Source organism: Methylomonas rhizoryzae (assembly GCF_008632455.1).
GTDB lineage: Bacteria > Pseudomonadota > Gammaproteobacteria > Methylococcales > Methylomonadaceae > Methylomonas > Methylomonas rhizoryzae.
In genome coordinates this window covers 2,707,840-2,729,839 of sequence record NZ_CP043929.1, presented here as the reverse complement: position 1 = coordinate 2,729,839, position 22,000 = coordinate 2,707,840, and the positions used below count along the sequence as shown (strand labels likewise).

Annotated in this window: 17 protein-coding genes; 11 read left to right on the top strand and 6 right to left on the bottom strand. The window is 51.3% G+C overall.

Annotated features, from left to right (window positions below; translation table 11 throughout):
- Positions 1-1,236: a pyridoxal-dependent decarboxylase, exosortase A system-associated gene (locus tag F1E05_RS12180; RefSeq protein ID WP_150048824.1), complete on the bottom strand. Its 1,236-nt coding sequence runs from the start codon at positions 1,234-1,236 to the stop codon at positions 1-3.
- A gap of 6 nt (positions 1,237-1,242) precedes the next feature.
- On the bottom strand, positions 1,243-2,829 hold the full coding sequence (locus F1E05_RS12175) for an acyl-CoA ligase (AMP-forming), exosortase A system-associated (protein WP_150048822.1): 1,587 nt from the start codon (positions 2,827-2,829) through the stop codon (positions 1,243-1,245).
- A 110-nt stretch (positions 2,830-2,939) separates the two neighbouring features.
- Here F1E05_RS12175 and xrtA point away from each other — a divergent pair, with 110 nt between their 5' ends.
- Positions 2,940-4,439, top strand: a complete 1,500-nt coding sequence (gene xrtA, locus F1E05_RS12170) for an exosortase A (RefSeq protein ID WP_150048820.1) — start codon at positions 2,940-2,942, stop codon at positions 4,437-4,439.
- A gap of 45 nt (positions 4,440-4,484) precedes the next feature.
- On the top strand, positions 4,485-5,885 hold the full coding sequence (locus tag F1E05_RS12165) for a mannose-1-phosphate guanylyltransferase/mannose-6-phosphate isomerase (protein ID WP_150048818.1): 1,401 nt from the start codon (positions 4,485-4,487) through the stop codon (positions 5,883-5,885).
- Between the two features lie 196 nt (positions 5,886-6,081).
- Here the strand turns inward: F1E05_RS12165 and F1E05_RS12160 are convergent, their stop codons facing one another.
- On the bottom strand, positions 6,082-7,362 hold the full coding sequence (locus F1E05_RS12160) for a hypothetical protein (RefSeq protein WP_150048816.1): 1,281 nt from the start codon (positions 7,360-7,362) through the stop codon (positions 6,082-6,084).
- Positions 7,359-8,273 (bottom strand): ABC transporter ATP-binding protein, encoded by a 915-nt coding sequence (locus F1E05_RS12155; RefSeq protein ID WP_150048814.1) that lies wholly within the window; start codon positions 8,271-8,273, stop codon positions 7,359-7,361. The genes F1E05_RS12160 and F1E05_RS12155 overlap by 4 nt, the downstream gene beginning before the upstream one ends.
- Before the next feature lie 329 nt (positions 8,274-8,602).
- Between F1E05_RS12155 and F1E05_RS12150 the strand changes: the two genes are divergently transcribed.
- From F1E05_RS12150 to F1E05_RS12125, 6 genes are all read left to right on the top strand, one after another.
- Positions 8,603-9,613, top strand: a complete 1,011-nt coding sequence (locus F1E05_RS12150; protein WP_150048812.1) for an isocitrate/isopropylmalate dehydrogenase family protein — start codon at positions 8,603-8,605, stop codon at positions 9,611-9,613.
- Positions 9,614-9,636: 23 nt separating this feature from the next.
- Positions 9,637-10,167 carry a Uma2 family endonuclease gene (locus tag F1E05_RS12145; RefSeq protein WP_190303124.1) on the top strand — a complete coding sequence of 177 codons (531 nt, stop codon included), beginning with the start codon at positions 9,637-9,639 and terminating at the stop codon, positions 10,165-10,167.
- The gene (locus tag F1E05_RS12140) at positions 10,164-10,574 is read left to right on the top strand and encodes a nucleotidyltransferase substrate binding protein (protein ID WP_150048810.1); all 411 of its coding nucleotides are present in this window, start codon (positions 10,164-10,166) and stop codon (positions 10,572-10,574) included. The genes F1E05_RS12145 and F1E05_RS12140 overlap by 4 nt, the downstream gene beginning before the upstream one ends.
- On the top strand, positions 10,567-10,920 hold the full coding sequence (locus tag F1E05_RS12135) for a nucleotidyltransferase domain-containing protein (RefSeq protein WP_150048808.1): 354 nt from the start codon (positions 10,567-10,569) through the stop codon (positions 10,918-10,920). Before F1E05_RS12140 ends, F1E05_RS12135 begins: the two co-directional genes overlap by 8 nt.
- Positions 10,921-11,160: 240 nt before the next feature.
- Positions 11,161-13,743 carry a bifunctional aconitate hydratase 2/2-methylisocitrate dehydratase gene (gene acnB, locus F1E05_RS12130; protein WP_150051966.1) on the top strand — a complete coding sequence of 861 codons (2,583 nt, stop codon included), beginning with the start codon at positions 11,161-11,163 and terminating at the stop codon, positions 13,741-13,743.
- A gap of 90 nt (positions 13,744-13,833) precedes the next feature.
- Positions 13,834-14,955 (top strand): sensor domain-containing diguanylate cyclase, encoded by a 1,122-nt coding sequence (locus F1E05_RS12125; protein ID WP_150048806.1) that lies wholly within the window; start codon positions 13,834-13,836, stop codon positions 14,953-14,955.
- Positions 14,956-15,009: 54 nt separating this feature from the next.
- Here F1E05_RS12125 and F1E05_RS12120 read toward each other — a convergent pair whose 3' ends face one another.
- Both F1E05_RS12120 and F1E05_RS12115 read right to left on the bottom strand, forming a co-directional pair.
- Complete coding sequence (locus tag F1E05_RS12120) at positions 15,010-15,837, bottom strand: hypothetical protein (protein WP_150048804.1); 828 nt, start codon at positions 15,835-15,837, stop codon at positions 15,010-15,012.
- Between the two features lie 548 nt (positions 15,838-16,385).
- A complete protein-coding gene (locus tag F1E05_RS12115; RefSeq protein ID WP_150048802.1) occupies positions 16,386-17,093 on the bottom strand; it encodes a Crp/Fnr family transcriptional regulator in 708 nt (235 codons plus the stop codon).
- A gap of 239 nt (positions 17,094-17,332) precedes the next feature.
- On the opposite strand from F1E05_RS12115, the gene F1E05_RS12110 reads away from it, so the two are divergent.
- The 3 genes from F1E05_RS12110 to F1E05_RS12095 all read left to right on the top strand — a co-directional run bounded on the left by F1E05_RS12110 (position 17,333) and on the right by F1E05_RS12095 (position 21,840).
- Positions 17,333-18,079 (top strand): Mut7-C RNAse domain-containing protein, encoded by a 747-nt coding sequence (locus F1E05_RS12110; protein ID WP_150048800.1) that lies wholly within the window; start codon positions 17,333-17,335, stop codon positions 18,077-18,079.
- A gap of 80 nt (positions 18,080-18,159) precedes the next feature.
- Positions 18,160-19,413, top strand: coding sequence for a glutamate-5-semialdehyde dehydrogenase (locus F1E05_RS12105; protein WP_150048798.1), 1,254 nt, complete (start codon positions 18,160-18,162; stop codon positions 19,411-19,413).
- 1,041 nt (positions 19,414-20,454) lie between these two features.
- Entirely contained in the window at positions 20,455-21,840 is a 1,386-nt protein-coding gene (locus F1E05_RS12095; protein WP_150048796.1) for a hypothetical protein, read from the top strand.
- Positions 21,841-22,000 lie beyond the last annotated feature (160 nt).

Below are 22,000 nucleotides of genomic sequence, written 5' to 3'. Positions count from 1 at the left end.
CTAAACCAATACTTCCACGGCATCGGGTTGACTCAGGAATTTTCCCGGACTGGCAGTGTATCCGTAAGCGCCGGATTGATAGATCACCACTAGATCGCCGATTTCGGCTTTAGGCAACCACATTCTGTCGGCAAGCAAATCCAGTGGAGTACAGAGCGGCCCGACTACACTCACCGTTTCGTAATCTTGCTCAGTCATTTTGTTACCGATAGCCGCCGGGTAGTTTTTGCGGATGACTTGACCGAAATTTCCGGATGCGGCTAGGTGATGGTGTAAGCCGCCATCCACGACTAGATAGATTTGTCCGCGGGATATTTTCTTGTCGATAATTCGGCTTACGTAAATACCGGCTTCGCCTACCAAATATCGGCCTAATTCGATGATGATTTCCGCATTCGGCAGGCTGGGTTTGGCGACTTGCATTGCTTCGCCCAAGGCGTTGCCGACTTGATCGATGGCCAACGGCGTATCGCCCGGAAAATACGGAATGCCGAAGCCGCCGCCTATATTCAGTTTCTTGATGGCGGAAGGGCAGTGTTCGGCGAGTTGAGCCGCTAGATTCAGGCTTTTTTGTTGGGCTTCGATAATCGCTTCGGCCTTCAGATTTTGCGAACCGCTGTAAATGTGGAAACCTTGAAAGTCCAGGCCCATTTCTTTAATGCGTTGTAGCATTTGCGGCACTTGTTCTTCGTCTACGCCGAATTGTTTGGGGCCGCCTCCCATTTTCATGCCCGACGCCTTAAGCTCGAATGCGGGATTGATGCGCACCGCCACTTTCGCGTTAAAGCCGGTTTGCCGGCACAGCCCGCAGATGCGTTCGAGTTCCTGCGACGACTCGATATTGATGGTTACCCCGGCGGCAATGGCCTGATGTAACTCGGATTCGCGCTTTCCCGGGCCGGCAAAACTGATCTGCTCCGCCGGCATGCAGGTATCCAACGCCACTTTCATTTCCAGCGCGGAGGCCAAATCGAAACCGTCTACCAAGCCGGCCATGTGTTGCACGACGGCCGGCATGGGATTGGCTTTGAGTGCGTAATGAATTTTTAGATCGGCCGGCATGGCTTGGCGTAATTGAGCCACCCGGTTGCTGAGTGCGCCACGGTCGTAAGCGTAAAACGGAGTCTGGCCGATACGTTGGCTTAAGCGGGACAATGGCAGGTTGCCGACCGTTAGTTCGCCGTTAATGACTGGAAAAGTCGTCATCGCGGCGTGCTTAGGGGAGGTGGGAGTCATAGGCGGTTACTGTTGAAATAAGTCTGCGTATTGCTGAGTTAGGCTTTTACGATCGATTTTGCCGTTGGGATTGCGTGGAAGATTGGCTTGCATTTCGATTTTGGCCGGCACCATAAAGTTGGGTAGTTGCGCTTTGCAACATGCGGATAAGGCTTCCGAGTCGAATGCGGTTGGGTCTTGCGGGCTGACCACGACCACCACCGCTTGCCCTAATGTGGCGTGTTCGATTCCGATAGCCGCCGCTTCTTTGACCATACCGGAAGCGTAGATCACTTCTTCGATTTCGCTTGGACTGACTCGATAGCCGGAAGTTTTTATCATATCGTCTTTGCGGCCGACGAAATAAAGGTAGCCTTCTTCATCCATGGTGACCGTGTCGCCGGACCATACGGCGATTTCGGTCAACGGCAAACCGGACAACTGTCCCGGTGCTGGTTTAAACCGTTCCGCGGTTTTGTCCTTATCGTTCCAGTAACCGAGGCTGACTAAGGAGCCGCGGTGCACCAATTCGCCGGGCTCGTGAGCTGCACACGAACTGCCGTCTTCGCGCACCACCATAATCTCTGCATTCGGAATCGCTTTGCCCATGGAATCCGGGCGGATGTCGATTTGGTCGGGAGGCAGATAGGTCGAGCGAAAGGCTTCGGTTAAGCCGTACATCAGGAAAAATTGTGCGCTAGGCGCTTTGCTGCGTAACTTTTGCAATACGGCTTTAGGCATTTTGCCGCCGGAATTGGTCATGTAGCGTAAATGACTATCGATTTGTGCAGGCCATTCCAGCTCGGATAATTGCGCCCAAAGCGGCGGTACCGCAGCCAGTCCGGTGATTTGGTATTTTGCCAAGGCGGTTACCACATCGCGCGGCAACAAATAATCCATCAGGACGCAACATGCACCCTTGAGCAAACAGGTGGTAAGCTGATTTAAACCGTAATCGAAACTGAACGGCAATACCGCGAGTAATTTATCGCTAGCCTCGATTTTTAGATATTCGGCGACGCTGTACGCGCCGGCTACAATGTTTCGATGCGACAATACCACGCCTTTGGGTTTGCCCGTGCTGCCGGAGGTATACAGGATGGCCGCCATATCGGTATCGATTTGAATCTGCGGTTGTAACGAGCGATTCGCCGCGCCAGCCAAATAGCTTGCCCAGTCAAGCAGCCGATAATGGCTTTCGGAGGTTTGTTGAACGTTAGCGTCGATCAGGACGACGGTATGTAAATCCGTGCAACCGTTTAGAGCCTCTGCCAGAGATGCCAAGCGGCTTTTCGAAGTAATTAGGATTTTGACGTTACAATCGTTCAGAATATGCGCGACTTGAGATGCTTTTAATACCGGGTTCACCGGCACAAATACGCCGCCGGCCAAGGAAGTGGCAAGAAAGCCGGTAACCGTCTCCAACTGTTTAGGTAAATAAATGGCAACCCGTTGTTGGCGGGCCAAATCCAAGTTCTGTAAGGCGCCGGCTTGGACCGCCACTTGTTCCGCCAATTGTCCGAAACTAATACGGCTGTCCTTTTGCACAATGGCGTCGGCATGGGGAGAACGGGTCAAATTGTCGAAAAGTAAATGGTGAAACAAGGTAGCCATGGGCGACTTAATAATTCCGTTACTGAAAAATTGAAAATATCCTAGCAGAATATAGTGGTTTTACCGAAATGCAGCTTAATCATACTACCCATGAAACTGGAGACGGCAGAATGCTGAATGTAGCGGCGGTACCGGACTATTGGCGGTCGCCGGCACTGGCCTTGTCGGCCCTATTGTTGACTTTTGTTTGCGTATATTGGCCTAGTTGGCAGTCGGTTGTCAGTATCTGGTATCGCTCCGATACGTTCGCCCATGGTTTTTTAGTCATCCCGGCCAGCCTTTGGCTGATTTGGTCGCGCAAAGATCAATATCGACCACTCGTTCCGACACCCAATTTATCGGCTTGGCTGGCGATATCGGGTTGCGGCTTTTTATGGCTGTGTGCAAATTTGGCCAATGTGTTGGTTGTCGAACAATTTGCTTTGGTCGGTTTATTGCTATCGATGATATGGACTATTTTGGGGACGGAGTTTGTTTCGGCAAGCTTGTTTCCGCTGATGTTCTTGTTTTTTATGGTGCCGTTCGGCGAGGATTTCGTGCCGTATCTGATGGAGTTTACCGCCACATTTGTGGTGGAAATGCTGAAGTTAACCCGCATTACCGTGGTGAGAGAAGGTTTGCATTTCACGCTGGCTTCCGGGCAATGGTCGGTGGTAGAGGCTTGTAGCGGCATACGCTACCTTATCGCCTCAATGACATTAGGCATGATTTACGCTTATCTGAATTACACCAGCTATTTAAAACGTAGCGTTTTCATCGCCTTGTCCATTTTAATGCCTATTGTTGCCAATGGCTTCAGAGCTTATATGATCGTCATGATAGGCCATTTGAGCAGCATGAAACTGGCGACGGGGGTGGACCACGTGATATACGGCTGGTTGTTTTTCGGTTTGGTCATGTTGTTGCTGTTTTACGGCGGCTCGTTTTGGCACGACGAACCTAAGCCAAACCTCGCAAAAGGCCCGTCTGCAGCGGTGATCGGCAATAATTCCTCGTCTCAACGATGGGTAGCCGTTAGCGCTCTGAGCATGGCGATCGTCGGCGTTTGGCCGTTAACGGCCGTCGCCCTGAAAGATTTGCAATCGATACAGCCGTCAATTCCCGAGCAGTTGCTGCAGCGGGTTCCCGGGATAGACGTCAGTGAACCGCAATGGGGATGGTCCCCAAGTTTTCCCGGCGTCATGGCTGAAGCCAAGCGTTTCGTGGCTGTAGACGCTAGCGTTAACGGAGTGTATGTCGCGAATTTCGGCGACGAATCGGCCGGCGGAGAATTGATTAATTCGCAAAACGTATTGGTTAACCAAGAAGAATCGGGGTGGCGCATTACCCGGCAGGACATTGTTGAATGGCAGGCCGCGAATCAGAGCGTCAGTGCCCAAGCGTCGGTGATTAAACGCGGCAACCAAGATTTATTGGTATTTCGCTGGTACCGCGTAGGCGAGGTCAATACCGCAAACCGCTATTACGCAAAATGGCTACAATTGCTCAAACGGCTCAAGGCCGATTCCGCGCCGGAGCTGATGGTCGTGCTGTACACCGAAACTTCCGCCTTAAACATGCCGGCATCCCGGTCTCGCCTGGAGCGCATCGCTGCGGCTTGTTGCAGCTGACCCGGTCGGTACGGTTTTTATTTCAAGAAAGAGGGAATAGTTGCAATGATACCTGTGATACTTTCCGGAGGATCCGGAACACGCCTTTGGCCTTTGTCGCGCGGTCAATACCCCAAACAGTTTTTACCTCTGGTATCCGGCAAAACCATGATACAGGAGACCATGCTGCGTTTGCAGGGGGTGCCCGGATTGCAAGCTCCGATTGCCGTTTGCAACGAAGACCACCGTTTCATGATGGCCGAACAACTTTGGGAAATCGGCAGCAAACCCGCGGCAATCATATTGGAACCCATTGGCAAAAATACCGCGCCGGCGGTCGCCATGGCGGCATTGAGCGCGGCTTCGGCCGACGATGTGTTGCTGATTCTGCCTGCCGATCATGTTATCGCCGACCCGGCTGCCTTTCATTGGGCAATCGCACAAGCTGAAATATTGGCCAAGCAAGGCTATTTGGTGACTTTCGGCATAGTGCCAACCCATCCGGAAACCGGTTACGGTTATATCAAAACCGCCAAGCCTGTGTCCGAACATGCGTTTAACGTCGCCGCATTCGTGGAAAAACCGAATCTGGAGACCGCACAGAGCTACATCGCTAGCGGAGATTACTATTGGAACAGCGGTATGTTTGCATTTACCGCCGGTAATTTTCTGCAAGAACTGGCGAAATTTAATCCGCAAATGTTGGAGATTTGCAAGCAGGCCTTGGCCGCCGCCAAAACCGACTTGGATTTTACCCGCCTGGATAAAGAGATTTTCAGTACTTGCCCTGCCGATTCGATCGACTATGCCGTGATGGAAAAGACCGACAAAGCGGCCGTGATTCCGTTGGATGCCGGCTGGAACGATGTCGGTTCATGGTCCGCGCTATGGGACGTAACCGGCAAAGACCATGCCGGTAACGCCATCAAAGGCGACGTTTTAGCGTTGGATACCCACAATTCGTATATTCATTCCAGCGGTAAATTGGTTGCCGTGGTCGGGGTCGATGATTTAGTCGTTGTCGAAACGGACGATGCGGTCATGGTGGCGTCCAAGGACAAGGTTCAAGACGTCAAGGCTATCGTCGACCAATTGAAAGCCTTGAAGCGTAGCGAAGCCCATATGCATCGCAAAGTTTATCGGCCCTGGGGACATTATGACTTGGTAGATACCGGGGACAGGCACCAGACCAAGCGCATTGTGGTCAAGCCGGGAGCCAAATTGTCGGTGCAAAAACACCATCACCGCGCCGAACATTGGGTGGTAGTAAAAGGTACCGCTTGGGTTCATCGAGACGGCGAAGACATTATGGTGACCGAAAACGAATCGATATATATTCCGGTCGGCGCTATCCACAGTTTGGAAAATCCCGGCGTGATTCCTTTGGAGATGGTGGAAGTGCAATCCGGCAGTTATTTGGGCGAGGACGATATAGTCCGTTTTCAGGATAACTACGGTAGAGTGTAACTACCTTCTCGCAGGGACGCGTTAATGCCCATAGGCGCGGTCATTCGTACAAAAACCGCTGTTTAGCGCGTTATGGTACGAATAAATTCGGCCTACTAAACGGTTTCGCAGACTTTTCCAAGTCTTTTTTAAAAAGGCGTTCTCAAAAATATCTGTCCGGTTTCAGGACAGGACGCTTGCCTGGATTTGGTGAGCGTCAGGTTTTGATCCGCCAACGCCCATATAGCAAACGTAAAACCAAAACGACCTGCAATGCCCCGCATAAGCCGGCCCAGGCTGCCGAATTCGCCTTTAACGGCAAGAATAAAGCGGCTAATGTGACTTGACCCAGGGCGCTAAAGAGACCTGGCAATATCACGTACAACAGCACAGCCGTTAACATCGTCAAACCCAATGCGCGTTCCGGGTTGCTCCCGTAACAAAAATATAAATACAAGCCGCAGTCGCGCACCAACATAGTCAACATGGCGAACGGATAAATATGCAAATAGCTACCGAAGGTTTGCAGCGGGTGCTCGGAAATACTTAACGCCAATGCGGAGACTAGGGCGAACAGTAGGCTGATCCACCAAATAGGTACTTCTTCGAGCGCCCGTCGCCAAGCCCGTTGCACGATAAAGCCAAATAGTCTTTTGAAGCGTAATGCCTGATTGTTCTCAACGATCACTCCCAGGTAGGTCAACGCGCTGCATACGCTAAAGCTCGCTAATGCGAAGGTGTAAGCGGAACTGGGGATGAAGCCGCCTAAATAAGCGCTCATAAACAGACAGAAAACTCCCCAGATCCAAGGTATGGCGCGGAGGCCCAGCTCTTGCGCCATTAACCGGTAATTGCCGACCGCGCACCAAAACAAGGCTAACAGCAGGCTGGTTCTGTGAAAGATGTGGCTGTCTATCACTTGCCCATGCCAAATCGACACGCGGTGTTCGCTAAGCAACGAAAGATCTCCGAAGTTGTCGACGATCAGAAAAATGCCGACGATCACGCCGATGAAGACGGCACTGCTTTTTAATTGCCCGCGTCTAGCCGCCAGTATTCCCAGCAATAAACCTAAACCTTGTATCAGTAAACCGCTGGTGACGTCGAAAAATAAACGGCTCAATAGGTCGTGTGTAGCAGCAGAGCTCAATGCATACACCAGCCAGCAGACGGTGCCGACGTACCACACCATGACGGTGCTTCCCAGCCATTTCCCCCAGGTTAACTCCCAAGGGCCGAGCGCGGATAGGCGCTGCGTATCCCAGGTGCGTTCGCGAAACTCTTCAATGACGGCGTCTACGGTTTGTTTGCAGCCCCACAGCAACGTAGACAAGGTAAAGATAAACGTTGCCATACGCGCGCTGGCTTGGCCTAGTTGATGGCCGTCGACGATATAGGAGAAGGTAAATAAAACCGCTAGGACCAGAGGAATGCCGATTAAGCGCGCTTGCGAGCACTCCAAAAAAAGTTGGCGTTGAAACTCCGGATTCAGATTCATGAGGATTGCCTAATCGATGCGAGATAAGCGTCTTGCATAGTGGGTGATTCCGCGGAAAATTCGCAAACCGGCAAGCCTTGCGCCAACAACGTTTGCAGAACGAGGTGTTGCTGTTGTTTGTCATCGGGCATCAGCAACCAAGCGGTTTGGTTATTTTCGACATCGACCGCTTGTATGGCGTCAATCCGTGCAAGTTTCTCGGTTAACTCCGCTATGGCTACCGCCAACTGCAAGCGTATCGTAATCTGTTGCTTACGGGGTCTAAGTACCGTTTGCTCTACGATGCGTCCTTGACGCAAAATCAGCATGTCGCTGCAATAGCTCTCCAATTCGGCCAAAATATGCGACGAAACCAGTAAAGTCATACCTTGCCGCTGTAAGTCCAAAAACAATCCGGCCAATTCGTGGCGCGCTTCCGGATCCAAACCGGAAGCCGGCTCGTCCAGCAACACGAATTTCGGTTTATGGATGATGGCTTGGGCGATGGCAACCCGCTGGCGTAGCCCGCGCGACAATTCGCCCGGACGCATCTCCAAGCGTTCGCTTAGCGATAACCATTGACAGACTTGAGCAATGGCCGTTTCGCAATCGTTATCCGGCAGGCCTTGAGCGCGTGCGACGAAATACAAACATTGTTTGACCGTTAAACGTTGATATAAACCGTAAAAATCGGATAGGTAGCCGATGATGCGGTGGCAAGCCCTGGGCTGCTCCAAAACGTCGATACCGGCGATGTGGATCGATCCGGCGCATGGCTGCTCCAGGGCCGCTATACAACGCATCAAGGTGGTTTTACCCGCGCCGTTCGGGCCTACCAAGGCGGTCACGTTGCCTTGCGGCATGCGAAACGACACCTCGTCCAGCGCGCGCAGGCCCGGATAATCGAAACAGAGGTCTTTGACTTCAATCATAGTGGTGCCAGTGGTTGTATAGCGACATTGTAACCAAGCGGAACGGAAATACCGGAAGCGTTTATCGGTAAACGGCGAAATGACATTCGGATTATTACCTGTACCTCGCTGTGCGCCAAAGTGGATCAAAACCAACTGTTTTTGTCGTTATTGGTGCGTTAAACAGAGCGGTTGATGGCGGAGCGCGTCGATTTCGGCTTTCTCGCAAAAGGTATGTATCTTGCTTTTCCGATAAAAATCGCTTGCTGTCCAGAGTCCGGCCGTCTTTACGGCTGTGGCGCTAACGCTAAGCTGGTATGATTTCCCATTTAAAACTCAGGAGAGTATGAATGCACAACGTCACGTTGATCAAAGGTGATGGTATCGGTCCTTCGATTATGGAAGCCGCGGTTTCCGTCATTGACGCATCCGGCGCGAAAATTCATTGGCACGAGGCGGAAGCCGGAATGTCGGCTTACGAAAAAACCGGTACGCCGCTGCCGGACGCAACCATGGAATCGATAGATCAAACCCGCGTTGCATTCAAAGGTCCGTTAACGACCATGGTCGGCGAGGGGTTTCGCAGCATCAACGTCGAATTGCGAAAAAAATACGATTTGTACGCCAACGTGCGCCCCGCCAAAAATTGGGCCGGCGTTAAAACGCGCTTCGATAACGTCGATATCGTCGTCGTCAGGGAAAATACCCAAGGTTTGTATGTCGGATTGGAGCATTATCTGACCCCGCAAAAAGATATTGCGGAAAGTCTGGCCGTGGTGACTAAAGCGAGTTCCGAACGTATCGTCGAATATGCGTTCAAATACGCAATCGATAACGGCCGCAACAAAGTTACGGTATGCCACAAAGCCAACATATTGAAATTTACCCAAGGGTTGTTTTTGAATACCGCCCGCGAGGTCGCTAAAAAATATCCCGACATCCAATTCGATGAAAAGATCATCGACGCAGCTTGCATGCACATGGTCATGAAGCCGGAACAATTCGACGTGGTTGTTACTACCAATATGTTCGGCGATATTTTGTCCGATCTTACCGCCGGATTGGTCGGCGGATTAGGTTTGATACCCGGCGCCAACATCGGCGAGGATGCCGCACTGTTCGAAGCCGTGCACGGCAGCGCACCGGATATCGTCGGCAAAAACATCGCCAACCCAACCGCGGTGATGATGGCCGGCGTGATGATGTTGAACCATTTGGGCGAGCATGCCGCGGCAAACCGGATGCAAACGGCCATCGAAAAAGTGGTCAACGAAGGTGTTTACGTTACTCCGGATTTGAATCCGGCCAGCCAATACGGCACCAAGGAAATGGGCCAAGCCATCGTCGATGCGATGGGGTGATTATATCCGCGGCGGAAGCGGTTATGAGCGCGCAACCTGAATTCGGCAAACCTTGGGTGTCCATTGAGGATGATCCGGCGGTGGAATTGCTCAGCGATACCAAGCGCGAGTATGACGACGGCGAGTTGGTGGCAATGTCTGGGGCCGGCAGGAATCACGAACGCATCAAAGGCAATATCGCGGCGGCTTTGCACGTGCACTTGCGCGGTAAATCTTGCGAACCGTTTTCCTCCGATTTGAAAATCAAAATGGGTCAATATCTGTTCTATCCCGACGGGATGGTGGTTTGCCAAGATACCTCGACCCACGAGTATTACACCCAAGCGCCGCTACTGGTCGTCGAGGTATTGTCAAAATCCACCCGGCGTCGCGAGGGTTGGATATCCAATCACTATTTTCTTGGTGACGACGTGCCGTTGGAAGCGGTGGGCTTGACCTTCGGCGCCGCCGAGATTTATGCTCGGGTTGAAAACGAGGACATGCTGAGCTTTCTGTTGGAGCAGCAGATTATGGCGAATAGCAACAATGCCTTGAGCGATGGCGAGCCAACATGACCGATATTCGCTGGCAACAGCGCTTCAGCAATTTCATCAAAGCCTTGACGCTATTGATTGACGCCGCCGAACTGGCGCGGCAGCGTCCGTTGTCGAAACTGGAAAAGCAAGGCGTGATTCAGGCGTTCGAGTTTACCCATGAGCTGGCCTGGAACGTACTGAAAGACTTTTTGTACGACCAGGGCGATTTTTCGCTCAAAGGCTCCAAAGATGCTACCCGTGCGGCGTTCAAGGCGGGTTTGATCGAAGACGGCGAGGGCTGGATGGCAATGATAGGCAGTCGCAACTTGTCCTCTCACACCTACGACGAGCAAACGGCGGAATCGCTGGTAGTCGCTATCTTTGCCGATTACCTGCCACTATTCGTTGCTTTGCGGACGGATATGCAGCGCTATTGCGATGAATGAACCACTCGCCGAACGCCTGGGTTTGCCGTCGGTCACGCTACAGAAACTGGTAAGCGTATTTGCCCGCCATCCGGCGATTCGACAAGTGCTGGTGTACGGTTCTCGTGCCAAAGGTAACTATCGGCGCGGTTCCGACATCGATTTGACGTTGCAAGGCCCGCTCCTGAGTTTCGCCGAATTGATGCAGATCGAAGATCAAATCGACGATTTGCTACTGCCCTATACGGTCGATTTGAACCAATATCAACAGTTATCGAATCGGGATTTGCTCGATCACATTGATCGGGTGGGACTGGTTATTTATCAACGGCAAACCTGCTTGGCATCCGTGGCTGATGGTGTTTAAGCAATTTTGCCTTTAACCTAACGATCATGAAGGTCTGGCAATCGCCCCGGCAAATGAAAGGTAGTTTGGTAGGAGCGACGCATAGTCGCGATGATGGCCTTGCGAATCGTGGCTATGTGTCGATCCCACCATGTCTTTCATAGTAAAGAAAACATTACACGTGCATCGTTCTATCATCGCTAAACGCAGCGTCGTAACGATGAGTCAATTAATCTATCTACATAAAACCAATATATGTCCATGTTAGAACAATACCGCAAACACGTTGCCGAACGAGCCGCCGATGGCATCGTTCCCAAACCGCTGGATGCCGAGCAAGTGGCGGCGCTGGTTGAATTGTTGAAACAGCCGCCCGCCGGAGAGGAGGCGTTTCTGTTGGATTTGCTGGCTTACCGGATTCCGGCCGGGGTGGACGAAGCCGCTTACGTCAAAGCCGGCTTCCTAACCGCAGTTGCCAAAGGCGAGGCTGCGTCCCCTCTGATTACGCCGGAAAAAGCCACCGAATTGCTGGGAACCATGCTCGGCGGATACAACGTCGCCCCGTTGATCGAATTGCTGGATCGCGCCCCCTTGGCGCCGATCGCCGCCAAAGCGCTGGCGCAAATTTTGCTGATTTTCGACGCTTTCCACGACGTGCAGGAAAAGGCCCAAGCGGGCAATGTTTACGCCCAACAGGTGTTGCAATCCTGGGCCGACGCCGATTGGTTCACCAGCCGGCCGGAAGTGCCGGAGAAACTAACGGTCACCGTGTTCAAGGTCAGCGGCGAAACCAATACCGACGACCTATCGCCGGCACCGGATGCCTGGTCGCGGCCGGATATTCCGTTGCACGCCAAAGCCATGCTGAAAATGCCGCGCGACGGCATCAGCAACGCCGAACAACAGATCAACGACCTAAAAGCCAAAGGATTTCCGGTGGCCTACGTCGGCGACGTAGTCGGCACCGGCTCGTCGCGTAAATCGGCGACCAACTCGGTGCTCTGGTACATGGGCGAGGATATTCCGTACATACCCAACAAGCGGGCCGGCGGGGTGTGCATAGGCGGCAAAATCGCTCCGATCTTTTTCAATACCATGGAAGATTCCGGTGCGTTGCCGATCGAATGCGACGTGAGTGCTATGGCCATGGGCGATGTGATCGACATTTATCCTTACCAAGGCGTGGTCAAGCGCCACGCCTGCCCTGAGTCTATCGAACCGGGCAGCGACGAAATAATCTGCGAATTCCAGCTGAAAACGGAAGTGATTCTGGACGAAGTCCGCGCCGGCGGCAGAATCCCGCTGATCATCGGCCGCGGCCTGACCGACCGGGCACGCAAAGCCTTGGGGCTTGGTCCGTCCAGCGTGTTCAAGCGTTTGGCCGCCGTTGCCGACACCGGCAAAGGTTACACCTTGGCGCAAAAAATTGTCGGACAAGCCTGCGGTTTACCCGGGGTGCGGCCCGGCAGCTATTGCGAACCGCGCATGACGACGGTGGGCTCGCAAGACACCACCGGTCCCATGACCCGCGACGAATTGAAGGACCTAGCCTGCCTGGGTTTTTCCGCCGACCTGGTGTTGCAATCGTTTTGTCATACCGCCGCTTATCCGAAACCGGTAGACATCACCATGCAACATACGTTGCCGGATTTCATCATGACCCGCGGCGGAGTCTCGTTGCGGCCGGGCGACGGCATTATTCACTCGTGGTTGAACCGGATGCTGCTGCCGGATACGGTCGGTACCGGCGGCGATTCGCATACTCGCTTCCCGATCGGGATTTCGTTTCCGGCCGGTTCCGGTTTGGTTGCGTTTGCGGCCGCCACAGGCGTGATGCCGTTGGATATGCCGGAATCCGTGTTGGTGCGTTTCACCGGCAAAATGCAGCCCGGCATCACTTTGCGCGATTTGGTCAATGCGATTCCGTATGCGGCCCTCCGGCGCGGTTTGTTGACGGTTGCCAAGCAGGGCAAAAAGAACGTGTTCTCGGGGCGGATTTTGGAAATAGAAGGTCTACCCGATTTAAAAGTGGAACAAGCATTTGAGTTGTCCGACGCTTCGGCCGAACGTTCGGCCGGCGGCTGCACCATCAAACTCAACGAAGCGCCAATCCGCGAATACCTAAACTCCAACATCACGTTGTTGAAATGGATGATTGCGCAGGGTTACGGCGATACGAGAACCATTCAGCGCCGGATAAAAGCCATGCAAGCTTGGCTGGAAAATCCGCTGTTGATGTCGGCCGATCCGGATGCCGAATATGCCGAGGTCATCGAAATCGACATGAATCAAATTACCGAGCCGCTGCTGGCTTGCCCGAATGATCCCGACGACATCAAGCCGTTGTCGGAAGTCGCCGGTACCAAAATCGACGAGGTGTTCATCGGTTCTTGCATGACCAACGTCGGTCATTTCCGCGCGGCCGGGAAATTGTTGGAAAAAGCCAATGCGCTGCCGACCCGACTGTGGGTGGCTCCGCCGACCAAAATGGACCAAAATCAATTGGTGGAAGAAGGCTATTACGGAACCTTCGGCAAAGTCGGTGCCCGTACCGAAATGCCGGGTTGTTCGCTATGCATGGGCAACCAAGCCAGGGTGGCGGAGGGCGCTACGGTGGTTTCCACCTCCACCCGCAACTTCCCTAACCGCTTGGGGAACGGGGCAAACGTTTTCCTGTCCTCGGCGGAATTAGCCGCGGTTTGCTCGTTACTGGGAAAAATACCTAGCGTGGAAGAATACATGCAATACGCGGCGTTGATTGATCAAACCAGTGCCGATACATATCGCTACATGAATTTCGATCAAATCGGCAGTTATAAGTCCATAGCCGAACAAGTGGCTTAAACGTTAACGCTCTGTTCCCGAAAGGGGATAGAGCGTTTTTTTAGATTGCTGCTAGTCTTTACCGGCAGCAATTTAATCAGATCAAAGACTTTGAACGATATTACCTACGATTTACGCGTACTGCAAAGTCACCTGGACAGCATCTTACAGCGCGTAGAACACAACAGCCTGACGCTCAAACGTTTGCAATCGTTTGAAATGCATCTATTGGGTTTAAACTCGCTGGCGGAAATCTTGGAGTTCATCCTGGACGAGTGCAAATCTCTGTTCGATTTGGAAGTCGTCAGCTTATATTTGTTCGATCCCAATGGCGAAATCGCCGAGTGTCTTAGCCAAAACAATTACGAGTCGCATGCCAGAAGCGGATTGCTGCTGGTCGATAACGATGGCTTGTTTAAACGTTTCTTCGATTTCAGGCTGCAGCCGGTGCTAGGCTTGTATCATCCTGAAAAATATGCGCCGTTTTTTCACGGATTTTCCGAACCGCCGTCGTCGGTGATTTTGGTTCCCTTGGTCAGGCGTGGCAGGTATTTGGGTTCTTTGAATTTGGGCAGCCGAAAAAAAGACCGTTTCGTTAAAACCATGGCGACCGATTTTATTGCCCATTTAGGCTCCGTTATTAGTGTTTGCCTGGAAAACACGCTGAATTTCGAGACCTTGCGCCGCACCAGTTTTTTGGATCCGTTAACCGGCGTGAACAATCGCCGCTTCATGGAACAACGCTTGGTAGAAGAATTGGAACGTAGCCTGCGCAGTCAACAACCGCTGTCTTGCTTGTTTTTGGACATCGATTTCTTTAAACGCATTAACGACAGCTACGGCCACCAAACCGGCGATTACGTATTAAGTTCGGTAGCCTGTGCCATTAAAAAGCATTTGCGTAATAGCGACGTTTTATCGCGGTACGGCGGGGAAGAGTTTGTGGTTTTGCTGCCGGAGGCTGACGCTAGGATTGCCGGCGAAATCGGCGAGAGAATTCGCGATTGTATTGCCTCGTTAATGCTCGATTATGCTGAAAGCAAGATTTCGGTGACCTTGTCGGTGGGAGCCGCAACATTCGATGCTAGCCGAACTCAACAAACCTCGATTTCCGCGCTGGCCGCCCAGTTGCTGCATGCCGCCGACACCGCGCTTTACCGTGCCAAGCGCGACGGCCGCAATCGGGTGGTCAATGCCGGCGATATTCCCAGCGAGCAGGCTTGCACTGTCTGACATTCCCGGTATCGGCCGTCGCCGAGAGTTCATCTCAGTGACGGCCGCATACGATTAGCCTGCCAAGGCAAAACGCTTAGGTGTCATCAATCGGCTAATTCCAAGCAAGCCGCTCAGCATCATCCAAACCGCTCCCGGTAAGGGAACGTTGTAATTCCCGCTGATATCGTAAATATATAAAGGCGCGTCGCTGAAGCTGCCGAATAGTAAATCGTCGTAAGTTTTAGACCAATTGCCGGGTTCCGTACTTACAGTGGCATTGGGTCCGCAACAATATATTCCTTGGCCAATATCGATATAGGCAATCTCAGTGCTGCTTTTGAAGCTCATGGTAGAAAAATACTGAGATCCGTATGAGTAAGCGGACCAATTGGACCCTATACGGTCGCCATTAACATCGTAAGCTTCAATATTAAAATATTCATAGTAGTTACTTGTTTGTCCATTGCTGTAGCTGATGCCGAAATAACCGATGGGATCATCGAAACTAATGCGCCAAAAGTTAGTATTTGATTCACTTTGTTTATTAAATGCCAAAAAATTATCCCCGCTTTTGGCATTGTGACCGAAATTGGCGTTTTCGTTTAATATGGATCCCATCCCGCTATTCGCAACCTGCATTACGTTGCTTGTTTCGGTAACTTCAATACCATCTTTTATTATTACCGTAGATTGCGCCACTCGATTCAACGAACTGAAGTGTACACCTAGGTCGGCGTACAGTTCGGTCAACGAGGCGGCATTATTAAATAAATTAGGCGCGTCTATCGGGTTTCCGCCGGCATCGGTATCGAAATTGATCGTTTGAATGGCTGCTTGAGAGTTTGCAATCGTTAGCACGGAAACGGTCAGCAACAGTTTCACCAAGAGTTTTTTACTCATGTCGAATCTCCATTATTTGAGGGGGTACAAGGCAAATGTTGAATTGCGTTTCGCCTTAACGGCTAACTTAGCAACTAAGCGAATGAGCTTGGCGACTAATGTCAATTCAGCCGAAAAAAGTGTTAAGCATTCCCGGTTCATCCTACTAGGTCAGTGTGCAGACTTAAGCGGGATCACGATTGTAGAACCGACAAAAGCAGCGGTCTTAAGGCCCGGTATACAAATGATGTCGCTGCAAGGTTTGATTTTCCAGGTAACGGTCTCTTGTTCAGGTCCGGTGCAAAGGCGGGTAGCGCTTTAGCAATGAATAGGTGTGAAGCGGCCCCTGCAGTAGGAGCAACAGCAATGGTTGTCATAGGTATCAACCGATCATTACTCTGAAAATCACGCGGCTGCCGTCCAAAACACTAGCGACAGAGCAGCGTCGACTTTCATTTGCCGGGGCGATGCCGTGCTTTCATGAACGTTAGACTGAAAGTCTAAAGTTTTTATTCAGTTGCCATGATGCAATATATTGATTTCTTTGTAGGATAATAATCGCCATCGTGTTAATTAATGGATTGATATAATTTTTCAAGATCGTATATTTCTAAATTTTTCTTTTTTGCGGATATAAGGCCCTTGCGTGCGAAGCTTGATATTGTTCTGCTGATTGTCTCGGGTGCAAGGCCTAGATAGTTGGCGATTTCGTCACGGGACATTGTGAATTTTATATTGGCAGCGTTGTTGTGCGCCAAGTGTTGCCTATCGATTAATTCAAATAAAAACATTAGCAGCCGCTTGTGGGCGACATTTTGGCCTACGGATAACAGAGTTTCATGTTGATGTTTCAATTCCGACTGAAATACTGCATGAAAATCCTTGGCAATTCGATCTAGTTTATCGGGATTTGTAAAAAAAGATTGCAGCTGGAATAGACATACAATCGATCTTTCCAAGCATACGGCGGAACACGAATGGTAAGCTTCCAGCCAGCAATATATAGGGTCTATAATCTCGCCCGAGAAATAAAAGTTCACTATTTGTTGGTCGCCGTCCGGATTGGTATAAAATTTTTTTACCGAACCGGATTTCAAGTAAAAAAGATGTTTAACTCTCTCGCCTTGATGAAATAAGGGCTTGCCGTGAGGATAAATTTGCTGGGATACGTTTTCTCTGCGAAGCGAGGATTCGGAATAATAATATTGCTTCGGGCAATGTTGCTGCTTGACGCAAGCAGCACATGAATGAGCGGTAGGCGTGATGGTGTGCTCCATACTATGGTTCCCTCCAAGTCATTATTGAGTTGACCTATGATAATCGTTAGCTCGGCTGGTTTGTGCTTTGTGACGATTTTGCACGGAAGTCGGTTTATGATTTACGCTCCATGCCAGCCGGCGCTTGAATCAATAGCGATAAGCGCGGCTCAGCCAATAATAGGCTTGGGAGTGTTCATCCGTTCCGGTTATGTGCGTTGAATTACCGTTGGGTTTATCGAGGTGTTAACTATTACGCTATGTCGACCGAACATACTGCTCAGTTCCGTTTTTACGCACAACTGAACGATTTCTTGCCGCTTGCCAAGCGGCAGCGGAGTTTGGACTATCGATTCAACGGCTTTCCAGGGGTAAAAGATCCTATCGAAGTGCTGGGCGTGCCGCACACAGAAGTCGGTTTACTGGTGGTAAACGGACGGATTGCCGGCTTCGACTACCGCTTGCAACCCGGCGACAGAGTAGCGGTATATCCGGCGTTTTCCCGGTTCGCTCAGGACTTACCTTCCGTGTTGCGCCGGCCTTTGCCCGGTAGGCCGGCGTTTGTGGTGGACGTCAACTTGGGCAAATTGCCCAAGCGCCTGCGATTACTGGGCTTCGATTGCTTATACCGCAACGACTACAGCGACAGCGAAATCGCCGCCATCGCCGCTTCTCAACAGCGTATCGTGCTGACCCGGGACAGGCGTTTGCTGTTCGCTAAAATCATCGAGTACGGCTATTGGGTCAGAGCGGTAGAGCCGGAGCGGCAATTGCACGAAGTACTGAGCCGTTTCGACTTATACGCCGGCATAGACGCCTTCAGCCGTTGTTTGGCTTGTAACGGCCTGATGGAACCGGTCGAGAAAGCCGAGGTGTTGCACGACTTGCAGGCCAAAACCCAACGCTATTACCAGGTGTTTTACCGCTGTAGCGCGTGTCGGCGAATTTACTGGGAAGGTTCCCATGTCGCCAAGATGAAGCAACGCTTGCGCAACTTGATAAAATAACCGGCTTTCGGCCGGCAAGTTTGCTTTAACCGCTGTGTTGCGGCGCTTGTTCCCTCCGCTTATCTATCCCGGTATCCCTGATGACGATCTCCGCTATCGAAACCCTAGCCAAACAAAGCCGCGCGGCCGCCCGCCAATTGGCGCCCGCATCGGAAGCGCAACGCAACGCGGCCTTGGCGAAAATGGCCGAAGCCTTGGTCGCGGTCAGGGCGCAAGTGCTGGCGGTCAACGCCGAAGAAGTTGATGCGGCCCGCGCCGCCGGCGAATCGGCGGCCCTGCTGAAGCGCTTGTCCGTGGACGACAACATGTTCGACTACATGCTGTCGCGCTTGAAAAAAGTCGCGCAACTGCCCGATCCACTCAACCGCATTTTGACCGGCCACACTAACCCGGCCGGGCTGCGGGTGTATAAAAAATCGGTGCCGCTGGGCGTAATCGGCATGATTTACGAATCCCGCCCCAACGTCACCACCGATGCGGCCGGGGTGTGCATCAAAAGCGGCAACGCGGTGATTTTGCGCGGCGGCTCCGAAGCCTTGCAAACCAACGCCATCCTGACCGACGCCATGGTGCAAGGCGCCGTTGCCGCCGGCTTGCCGCAACACGCCATCCAAATCCTGCGCAGCCCCGGCCACGAGGCGGTCGGCGAGTTGCTGCAAATGGACCGCTACATCGACGTGCTGATCCCGCGCGGCGGCAAAAGCCTGATTCAGCGCATCGCTCAAGGCACTCGGATACCGGTGATCAAACACTACGACGGTATCTGCCATTTATATTTGGCCGCCGACGCCGAAGCGGACAAAGCGGTGGCGCTGGCGGTCAATTCCAAATGCCAAAGTGTACAGGTGTGCAACGCTCTGGAAACCTTGCTGGTCGATGCCGAATGCGCGGCGGCCTTATTGCCGTTGCTGCACCAGGCGTTTACCGCCCAACAGATCGAACTGCGCGGCTGCGAGCAAACCCTGCAATTGCTGCCCGGCGTCGCCGCGGCCACTGAGGATGACTGGTCCACCGAATACTTGGCGCCTATCTTGTCGGTAAAAATCGTCGCCGGCATTCAGCAGGCGATAGACCATATCAACTGTTACGGCTCCGGCCACACCGACGGCATCGTCACCCAGAGTCTCAGCTTAGCTCGTCAGTTCGAGGAGCAAGTCGATTCGGCCTCGGTGATGATCAACGCCTCCACCCGGCTTTCCGGCGGCGGCGACTACGGCCTGGGTTCGGTAGTCGGCATCAGCACCGACAAACTGCACGTACGCGGCCCGGTCGGACCGGAGGGCTTGACGACTTACAAATGGGTGGCGGTGGGGGACGGGCATTTGCGGGAGTAAATGGGTAAGAGCAGCCCCTCAGAAGCTGTCAAGCCAAATCGAACTTTTAGCCCAACACACCAGGGTTGTAAGGCTGAACGCACCGCGGTTCCGCCGTATGCTGGCATTTGGATTGCGGATCGCCTACGACCGTGCGGCGGTTTAATCTGATGTTGTAGCTGATTCGCGGCGCAAATCGGAAATCATCCTACAACGACAACCGCCTGATTAATGAATACATCACTCCGACTCCGCCGGCTAACGGCAGTCAGGGCTATACCGCTGCTTACCGCTACGACCTTCCGGCTTTATTACCGGCTACGGCAGTTTTGCCTATCGCTACGGCGCCAACCGTACCCTGATCACATTCACCCAAGCCGCTACCAGCGAGCAATACCGCTACGACAACGGCCGGCGGCGGGTGTTGAAAACCAACGGGGCCGGGCAAACCCGCTACGTCTACGACAGCGCCGGTCGCTTGATCGTAAGCAACTAGGCCATAGGTTCGATTAGCGCAGCGTAATCGGACGCATGTATTTACTCATTTCTCCGATTACGCTGCGCTAATCGGAACCGGCTGGTGATTATCGCCAGAAAATTATTACGCATCGCATGCTCGCTTTGGCAACAAGCCGATGCCCGATGCGACGTTAAGAAAATTACCTGCCTCAACCATATCGCTTGAAAAAACCATAGAATCTGAGGGCGAATGATTATGCCTTAACTGCATGGCAATGAGTAACCCGCGGCGTATGGCTCGAAGTAGCGTAACGCCAACAAATAATCTGGCAACAAAAACCGGTTCAGGCAAGTTAACGAATACCAATTTCCACGCAATGTCTGCTGCATATCAATAAAACTTATGATTGGTAGTAAAAACCGTTTCTATTCATTTGTGTGGATGAGTTGTTTCGGCGAACTCAACCAGGATTGGGTTTAATCGCTTGTAATTATTCCTACATAATTACTCGGTTGAAATTATTTTTTTATGGGCGTATACCGATAACAAAGGGTGGTTGAAGTTTTATATAAACTCGTGATGGATGTTGGCTGGGTTTTGTTATGCGTTTACAAAATTTAATCAATAATATTTTATTATTTCCGGTATTGTTGCTTATCTGTATGGCATGTTCAAATGTCAGTGTAAAGTTACCGGGCCAGCTGATTAGCGAAGCTGACAATAGCGCATCTGTAATTTTGATTCGGCTAACGGCGAAAGATGAGACCGGTAAACTTGTCGATATTTCCGAAAACCTCATTTCGGGCGGATACGGCGCAACGATGACGGTTAAAATTTCGAATTTGTCAGAAGATGGCTTGCCGGAGAAAATTTATCCCGCTACCGATAAAATAGCCTCATTTTCCGAGAAAACTAAACAGCAAGGTTGGGTTTATTTTTATGCCAATCCTGGGGTATATGATATAAATGTTATTTCATATGCTTTTAAGGATAATAGTATAGCGGTAGAATTGGAAAAGCATTTTCTACTAAACGTCGGTGCGGATAGAAAAATACTGTATGCCGGGTCATTGCTGGCAAATTGTATGGATTCCGGATTTTGGGTGCCTCCGTCTTGTGAAAAAGTGAACGATCCGATAGACGAGTCCGAGGTAGCAAAGAATATAGCGGCTAGCTATTTCGCTAATACCATCCCTTTTTCGACGGAGTTGCTAGAGCCCACAGATACCGTTCTAACGGAAAAAAACCTGATGCCGATTGGGATTCTCGTTCAATATCAAAATAATTTTGTATCCCCTCCATGGGAGTTGCGCGGGATGAGTCGTTTCACCGGTATTGGCAATCCCGGGCAATATAGTTATCCCGCGGCTGGACAAGATATTGCCAGGGCATGTTTAGGTGCCGGACAGGTCTGCGCCTTGCCGTTGATGCTTTATTTGATGTATTTGCCGATAGGAGTATTGGCCGGGGAAATCTATGGTGAATATACCGAAGCAAAATGGCAACCATGTATGAATTATTTCCAAAGCGAGCTTTCATGCTTCGACTTTGTTTCTTACTTTGGTACGGCGATTAAGGTGGCGTTTAGTAGCAATAACCTAACGGAACCATTTATTTTTGGCGATTTTTCACAGTTATTAGCTCAATCCGAACAGTTGGGATTGAAGTCGTTAGTGACGGTTCGCATTAATAGGGTTCAATTTCGAGAATGTACTATAAACGGTAGATTTTGCGTAGAAAGCAGCGTTAATTTGTCTGTCATTGACTTGGCTTCCATGAAACTGTTGTATTTTAAGAATTTCCTTTATAGCGAATCCGGTGCCAGTCAGCAAGAGCGGCCCTATGAGATATGGACAGTGAAAAATCCCAATTGCTACAGTTTGGAAGCGTTTTGTACTCAGGACAACAAGCTATTTTTCGAGCAACTTAAGGCGACGCTAAATGATGTTTCAGTTAAGGTATTGGACTTGATAAAAGCGAATAAATAATATTGATGGACTAGCATCTTGCAATTATCCGAAATATATTGAATATCCCTTATCAGCAAGTTAAATTCGCTGTTTCGGACTGTCCTGTTTACGCCATTCCTAAAATAACCCCGCGTATTGCCTCCACTCCATGAGGTCTCTTAACGAGAAGGGTCTTATC